The organism is Streptomyces sp. NPDC016469 (assembly GCF_040632905.1).
In the GTDB taxonomy this organism is placed as follows: Bacteria; Actinomycetota; Actinomycetes; order Streptomycetales; family Streptomycetaceae; genus Streptomyces.
The window spans coordinates 266,747-273,911 of the sequence record NZ_JBEYCQ010000008.1 but is presented as its reverse complement, the minus strand read 5'-3'; the positions used below and the strand labels follow the sequence as shown (position 1 = coordinate 273,911).

Genomic DNA, 7,165 nt, shown 5'->3' with positions numbered 1-7,165 from the left:
AGATCGCCGTGGAAGAAGGCCAGGAGGTCAAGGAAGGCGACCTGATCGTCGTCCTGGAAGCCATGAAGATGGAGCAGCCCCTCAACGCGCACCGCTCCGGCACGGTCAAGGGCCTGGCCGCCGAGGTCGGCAGCTCGATCTCCTCCGGCGCCGTCATCTGCGAGATCAAGGACTGACCCGCCTCTTCCCCGGCGGTGCCCCGGTCATGTCGTCGGACGTGACCGGGGCACCGGCGCATTCGGGGAACGGCGACCGCCCGCGCGATGGCATCCTGGAGACCGGGGAGACAGGCCGGGAAGACAGGAGGGACCGCACCATGGCGACGAGCCAGGCAGGGGCACCGGCCCGGCCCATGCGTGCCGACGCGCGCCGCAACTACGGCCGGCTGCTGGCGGAAGCCCGTACCGCTTTCGCGGAACACGGCACCGACGCCTCCCTGGAGGACGTCGCCCGGCGCGCGGGGGTCGGCATCGGCACGCTGTACCGCCACTTCCCGACCCGGCACGCTTTGATGAGCGCGGTCTTCCAGGAGGCGGTGACCTCCCTGATCACCCGCTCCCGCGAGCTGGCGGGCTCGGACCGGCCGTGCGCCGCGCTGGTGGAGTGGCTGGGCGCGATCGTCACCCACGCGGGCGAGTACCGCGGCCTGGCCCAGGCCCTCATGTCCACCTGCCGCGACGAGAGTTCGGCCCTGGCCCGGTGCAACACTCCGCTGCGCGAGGCGGGTTCGACGCTCCTGGCCCGCGCCCAGTCCTCGGGCACGGTCCGGCCGGACGTCTCGATAGACGACCTGATGCAGCTGACGAACGCGATCGCCCTGGCAGCGGAACAATCCCCGGACGATCCGGGACTGGCGGACCGCCTGCTGAAGCTGACCCTGCGCGGGCTGAGCGCATCGAGCCCTTCCGGCGATTGAGGAGCGGGGGCCCGGGGCAGCGCCTCCGAGCTACCGCCGCCGCAGGTCCGCCACCCGCGCCCGGTCCCGCTCGACGGCCTCCCCCAGCCCACGCAACGGCTGCCCCTGCGTACGCCGCTGCCCGGGCAACGGCATCTCGCGCCGCGCGGCGGGCCGCCCGCCCGCCGCGCCCGGGTCCGCGGCCGACGAGGCCGCACCCCCACCAGCGACAGCGATCCGTACGCCCTGATCCGCCAGCGCCTGCAACTCCGCCGCCGACCGATCGTCATGCGCGGCAGGCTCGTCCGTCACCAGATGGGTGATGAGATCCGTCGGCACGGTCTGGAACATCGTGTCGGAGCCCAGCTTCGTGTGGTCCGCGAGGACCACCACCTCCGCCGCGGCCTGCACCAGCGCCCGGTCCACACTCGCGGAGAGCATGTTGGACGTGGAGAGCCCGCGCTCGGCGGTGAGCCCGCTCCCGGACAGGAACGCCCGGGAGACCCGCAGCCCCTGGAGGGACTGCTCGGCCCCGCTGCCCACAAGGGCGTAGTTGGAGCCGCGCAGGGTGCCCCCGGTCATCACCACCTCCACCCTGTTGGCATGGGCCAGCGCCTGGGCGACGAGCAGCGAGTTGGTGACGACGGTCAGGCCGGGGACGCGCGCGAGCCGGCGGGCCAGCTCCTGCGTGGTCGTACCGGCACCGACGACGATGGCCTCGCCCTCTTCGACCAGGCCGGCGGCCAGGTCGGCGATGGCCGTCTTCTCCGCGGTGGCGAGATGGGATTTCTGCGGAAAGCCGGACTCCCGCGTAAAACCGCCCGGCAAGACCGCACCGCCGTGCCGGCGGTCGAGGAGTCCTTCTGCCTCCAGTGCCCGCACGTCCCGCCGTACGGTCACTTCGGAGGTCTGGACGACGCGGGCGAGCTCACGGAGCGATACCGCCCCGTTGGCACGCACCATTTCGAGGATCAACTGACGACGTTCTGCAGCGAACACAAAACTGACAGTAACGTGACCGCGCGAGACTTTTCAGCAGTTTGCGCCGAATAGCAGAAGTTGTACATACAGGCGGTCACCAAGTGGTATAGGCGACCGCCTTGTTGTCGTCTCCTGATCGAACGGCGGCCTCGGGCCGCCCGACTTGGTGGGAGTTGCCGGGGAATGCCGGGCCGTGGCCCGGGGTCCCCGGCCCTCTTACGCCTCGCCCGTGCGCTTACGGCTGTGCAACTGGCGGGCCACTTCGGCGATCGATCCCGACAGGGACGGGTACACAGTGAAGGCGTTTGCGATCTGCTCGACCGTCAGATTGTTGTCGACGGCGATCGAGATCGGGTGGATCAGCTCGCTCGCCCGGGGGGCGACGACGCAGCCGCCGACCACGATGCCGGTGCCGGGGCGGCAGAAGATCTTGACGAAGCCGTCCCGGATCCCCTGCATCTTGGCGCGCGGGTTGCGCAGCAGTGGCAGCTTGACGACCAGCGCCTCGATCTTGCCCGCGTCGACGTCCGCCTGGCTGTAGCCGACGGTGGCGATCTCCGGGTCGGTGAAGACGTTCGAGGACACCGTCTTGAGGTTCAGCGGGGCCACCGCGTCGCCGAGGAAGTGGTACATCGCGATGCGGCCCTGCATGGCGGCGACGGAGGCGAGCGCGAAGATGCCGGTGACGTCGCCGGCCGCGTAGACGCCGGGCGCGCTGGTACGGGAGACCTTGTCGGTCCGGATGTGCCCGGAGTCCTTGAGTTGGACGCCGGCCTCCTCCAGGCCCATGCCCGCGGTGTTCGGGATGGCGCCGACGGCCATCAGGCAGTGCGTGCCGGAGATGACCCGGCCGTCGGCGAGGGTCACCTCGACCCGGTCGCCGACGCGCTTGGCGGACTGCGCGCGGGAGCGGGCCATGACGTTCATGCCGCGCCGCCGGAACACGTCCTCCAGGACGGCGGCCGCGTCGGGGTCCTCGCCGGGCAGCACCCGGTCGCGGGAGGAGACGAGGGTGACGCGGGAGCCGAGGGCCTGGTAGGCGCCGGCGAACTCGGCGCCGGTCACACCGGAACCGACGACGATGAGCTCCTGCGGCAGCTCGTCGAGGTCGTAGACCTGGGTCCAGTTCAGGATGCGCTCGCCGTCGGGCTGCGCGTCCGGGATCTCGCGGGGGTGCCCACCGGTCGCTATCAGCACGGCGTCGGCGGTGAGCGTCTCCTCCGTACCGTCGGCGGCCGTGACGACGACCTGGCGGGAGCCGTCGGCGGCCTGGAGGCCCTCCAGACGGCCGCGGCCGCGCATGACGCGGGCGCCGGCGCGGGTGACGGAGGCGGTGATGTCGTGGGACTGCGCGAGCGCCAGGCGCTTGACGCGGCGGTTGACCTTCCCCAGATCGACGCCGACCACACGTGCGGCCTGCTCTATGTGCGGGGTGTCGTCGGCGACGATGATGCCCAGCTCCTCGTAGGAGGAGTCGAAGGTGGTCATCACCTCGGCCGTCGCGATCAGGGTCTTCGAGGGCACGCAGTCGGTGAGGACGGACGCGCCGCCGAGGCCGTCACAGTCGACGACGGTCACCTCCGCGCCGAGCTGGGCGCCCACGAGCGCCGCCTCGTACCCGCCGGGTCCGCCGCCGATGATCACGATCCGGGTCACGAAAAGTCCGCCTCGCGTTTCTCGTCCCACGGCCGTCTGCTGCCCCGGCCGGGGGTCCGGGGGATCGCCCCGGGGGAATGCAGTACGTACTTCATTGTCCCGCACGCGCCAAGGTGCTTCTCCCCGGGGCCCTCCATACGTGCGCCGGGGCGCACGGCGCACGGACGAGGCGGACGCGTCCACCCCGTTCGAGCCTCCCCTCAGGGGGCGTTCCTCACAGGAACCGACGTGCCCGCCGCCACCTCCCGTACCCTCGATCACATGTCGCTCTACGCCGCGTACGCCGGCAACCTCGACGCGCGGCTGATGACGCGCCGCGCCCCGCACTCACCGCTGCGCGGCACCGGCTGGCTGAACGGCTGGCGGCTGACCTTCGGCGGGGAGCAGATGGGCTGGGAGGGAGCGCTGGCCACCGTGGCGGAGGCGCCCCGCTCGCAGGTGTTCGTCGCCCTGTACGACCTGGCACCCATGGACGAGGACTCCATGGACCGCTGGGAGGGTGTCGGCCTGGACATATACCGGCGCATGCGGATCCGGGTGCACACCCTGGACGGCGAGGAGCCGGCCTGGATCTATGTGCTGAACGGCTACGAGGGCGGCCTGCCGTCCGCCCGTTATCTGGGCGAGATCGCGGACGCGGCCGAATCGGCGGGCGCGCCGCACGACTATGTGATGGAACTGCGCAAGCGCCCCTGCTGACGGCGGAGGGCGCGAGGGGCGGCGACCTGCCCCTTTCACCCCCGGCGCCAGTCCGATTGTCGGAACACACGAACGAATCCCGCCAGACTCTGTACAGGGGCATCTACGCGCGTAGGGATTCAGCGGTTACGCTCATCCGCGTGAACGCATCAGTTATTCCGGACCACATCCAGGGCGACCCGTACGCCGCCGCCGCCGACGCCGCCGCCCGCCTGCGCGAGCTGACCGGTGCCGAGACTCACGACGTCGCCCTCGTGATGGGCTCCGGCTGGGCGCCGGCCGCTGCCGCGCTCGGCGTTCCGGCGGCCGAGTTCCCGGTGACCGCCCTGCCCGGCTTCCCGGCGCCCGCCGTCGAGGGCCACGGCGGCACGATCCGCTCGCACGTGATCGGCGACAAGCGCGCCCTGGTGTTCCTGGGCCGCACGCACTATTACGAGGGCCGCGGCGTCGCCGCCGTCGCGCACGGGGTCCGCACCGCGGTCGCCGCGGGGTGCCGGACGGTCGTCCTGACGAACGGCTGCGGCGGTCTGCGGGAGGGCATGCGCCCCGGGCAGCCGGTCCTGATCAGCGACCACATCAACCTCACGGCGGCGTCGCCGATCGTCGGCGCGAACTTCGTGGACCTCACCGACCTGTACTCGCCGCGGCTGCGCGCGCTGTGCAAGGAGGTGGACGAGACGCTCGAAGAGGGCGTGTACGTGCAGTTCCCCGGCCCGCACTACGAGACTCCGGCCGAGATCAACATGGTCCGCGTCATGGGCGGCGACCTCGTCGGCATGTCCACGGTCCTGGAGGCGATCGCCGCCCGCGAGGCGGGGGCCGAGGTGCTGGGCCTGTCCCTGGTGACGAACCTGGCGGCGGGGCTCAGCGGGGAGCCGCTGAACCACGAGGAGGTCCTTCAGGCGGGGCGGGATTCCGCGACGCGGATGGGGTCCCTGCTGGCGCGGCTGCTGGACCGGATCTGAGCCGCACCGTTCCGGGGGCGCTGCCCCCGTATCCCCGCTGCTCAATCGCCGCAGGGGCTTGATTCTGCCACCGCCGTCGCACACCCGCGGCAAAGCTCAGCCCCGTCGGCGTTTGAGGCGCGGGGTCCGGGGCGGAGCCCCGGTTTCGGGGAGTGTGGGGTCTCCCCTGCTCGAACGAAGTTGAGAGCTTGGGGATGGGTAGGGGGACAGGCCCGCCGCAGGCGCCCCACCCGCACCCGTACACCCACCGGCCCCACCCGAAAGGCACCCCGTGACGACACCCCCGGACCTCCTCGCCCGCGCCGGCGCCTGGCTCGCCGAGGACCCCGACCCCGACACCCGCGAAGAGCTCGCCAAGCTCATCGCCGCCGAGGACACCGCCGAGCTCACCACCCGCTTCGCGGGCACGCTCCAGTTCGGCACCGCCGGGCTGAGGGGCGAACTCGGCGCCGGCCCCATGCGCATGAACCGCTCCGTGGTCATCCGCGCCGCCGCCGGCCTCGCCGCGTACCTGAAGGACCAGGGGCGGACCGGCGGTCTCGTCGTCATCGGCTACGACGCCCGCTACAAGTCCGCCGACTTCGCGCGGGACACCGCCGCCGTGATGACCGGGGCCGGCCTCCGCGCGGCGGTCCTCCCCCGCCCGCTGCCCACCCCCGTGCTGGCGTACGCCATAAGGCACCTGGGCGCCGTCGCCGGCGTCGAGGTGACCGCCAGCCACAACCCGCCCCGCGACAACGGTTACAAGGTCTACCTCGGCGACGGCTCGCAGATCGTGCCGCCGGCGGACGGCGAGATCGCCGCGGCCATCGCGGCGGTCGGCCCGCTGGACGCCGTGCCCCGCCCGGACACCGGCTGGGAGACCCTGGGCGACGAGGTCCTGGACGCGTACCTGACCCGTACGGACGCCGTGCTCGACGCCGGCTCGCCGCGCACCGCCCGCACCGTGTACACCGCGATGCACGGCGTCGGCGCCTCCGTGCTCACCGCCGCCTTCGCCCGGGCCGGCTTCCCCGCGCCCGTGCTCGTCGCGGAGCAGGCCGAGCCGGACCCCGCGTTCCCCACCGTGGCCTTCCCCAATCCGGAGGAGCCCGGTGCGATGGACCTCGCGTTCACCACCGCACGCAGGGTGAAACCGGATCTCGTCATCGCCAACGACCCGGACGCGGACCGCTGCGCCGTCGCCGTGCCGGACCCGGCGGCGGACGGCGGCTGGCGGATGCTGCGGGGCGACGAGGTCGGCGCGCTGCTCGCCGCGCACCTGGTGCGCAGGGGCGCCACCGGCGTGTTCGCGGAGTCGATCGTCTCGTCCTCGCTGCTCGGCCGGATCGCCGAGAAGGCGGGCCTGGGCTACGAGGAGACCCTGACGGGCTTCAAGTGGATCGCCCGCGTCGAGGGGCTGCGTTACGGGTACGAGGAGGCGCTCGGCTACTGCGTGGACCCGGACGGCGTCCGCGACAAGGACGGCATCACGGCCGCGCTGCTCGTCGCCGAGCTGGCCTCCGTACTCAAGGAGCGGGGCCGCACGCTCCTGGACCTGCTGGACGACCTCGCGCTCGAACACGGGCTGCACGCGACCGACCAGCTGTCGGTGCGGGTGGAGGACCTGTCCGTCATCGCGGACGCGATGCGCCGCCTGCGCGAGCAGCCGCCGGCCGCCCTGGCGGGGCTGCCCGTGACCTCGGCCGAGGACCTGTCGCGGGGCACGGACCGGCTGCCGCCGACCGACGGGCTGCGCTACACGCTCGACGGCGCCCGGGTGATCGTCCGCCCGAGCGGCACCGAGCCGAAGCTGAAGTGCTACCTGGAGGTCGTCGTACCGGTCGGCTCCGCCGACGCGCTGCCGGCGGCCCGCGCCCGGGCCACGGAGCTGCTGACCGGCATCAAGCGCGACCTGGCGGCAGCGGCGGGCATCTGAGGGAGCGGGGTGGCCGGGAAGCCCCGGCCACCCCCTCTCAGCGGGCCACCC

The 7,165-nt window shown here is 72.6% G+C and carries 7 protein-coding genes; 5 read left to right on the top strand and 2 right to left on the bottom strand.

Annotated elements, in window-relative coordinates:
* Both ABZ565_RS12240 and ABZ565_RS12235 read left to right on the top strand, forming a co-directional pair.
* Positions 1-176, top strand: a 176-nt coding sequence (locus ABZ565_RS12240) for a biotin/lipoyl-containing protein (protein WP_361024122.1), incomplete at its 5' end; no start/stop codon positions are given.
* A gap of 140 nt (positions 177-316) precedes the next feature.
* Entirely contained in the window at positions 317-916 is a 600-nt protein-coding gene (locus ABZ565_RS12235) for a helix-turn-helix domain-containing protein (RefSeq protein WP_361024062.1), read from the top strand.
* A gap of 30 nt (positions 917-946) precedes the next feature.
* Here the strand turns inward: ABZ565_RS12235 and ABZ565_RS12230 are convergent, their stop codons facing one another.
* Both ABZ565_RS12230 and ABZ565_RS12225 read right to left on the bottom strand, forming a co-directional pair.
* Positions 947-1,894, bottom strand: coding sequence for a DeoR/GlpR family DNA-binding transcription regulator (locus ABZ565_RS12230; protein ID WP_361024058.1), 948 nt, complete (start codon positions 1,892-1,894; stop codon positions 947-949).
* Positions 1,895-2,092: 198 nt separating this feature from the next.
* Positions 2,093-3,532, bottom strand: coding sequence for an NAD(P)H-quinone dehydrogenase (locus ABZ565_RS12225; RefSeq protein WP_361024055.1), 1,440 nt, complete (start codon positions 3,530-3,532; stop codon positions 2,093-2,095).
* Positions 3,533-3,793: 261 nt separating this feature from the next.
* Here ABZ565_RS12225 and ABZ565_RS12220 point away from each other — a divergent pair, with 261 nt between their 5' ends.
* The 3 genes from ABZ565_RS12220 to ABZ565_RS12210 all read left to right on the top strand — a co-directional run bounded on the left by ABZ565_RS12220 (position 3,794) and on the right by ABZ565_RS12210 (position 7,114).
* On the top strand, positions 3,794-4,231 hold the full coding sequence (locus ABZ565_RS12220; protein ID WP_361024052.1) for a gamma-glutamylcyclotransferase: 438 nt from the start codon (positions 3,794-3,796) through the stop codon (positions 4,229-4,231).
* 140 nt (positions 4,232-4,371) lie between these two features.
* Positions 4,372-5,196 carry a purine-nucleoside phosphorylase gene (locus ABZ565_RS12215; RefSeq protein ID WP_361024049.1) on the top strand — a complete coding sequence of 275 codons (825 nt, stop codon included), beginning with the start codon at positions 4,372-4,374 and terminating at the stop codon, positions 5,194-5,196.
* Positions 5,197-5,467: 271 nt separating this feature from the next.
* On the top strand, positions 5,468-7,114 hold the full coding sequence (locus ABZ565_RS12210) for a phospho-sugar mutase (protein WP_361024046.1): 1,647 nt from the start codon (positions 5,468-5,470) through the stop codon (positions 7,112-7,114).
* Positions 7,115-7,165 lie beyond the last annotated feature (51 nt).

Excerpts from the sequence above, each read along its gene's own strand:
- ABZ565_RS12220 (WP_361024052.1), top strand. The coding sequence starts at position 3,794 with ATGTCGCTCTACGCCGCGTACGCCGGCAACCTCGACGCGCGGCTGATG.
- ABZ565_RS12235 (WP_361024062.1), top strand. The coding sequence starts at position 317 with ATGGCGACGAGCCAGGCAGGGGCACCGGCCCGGCCCATGCGTGCCGAC.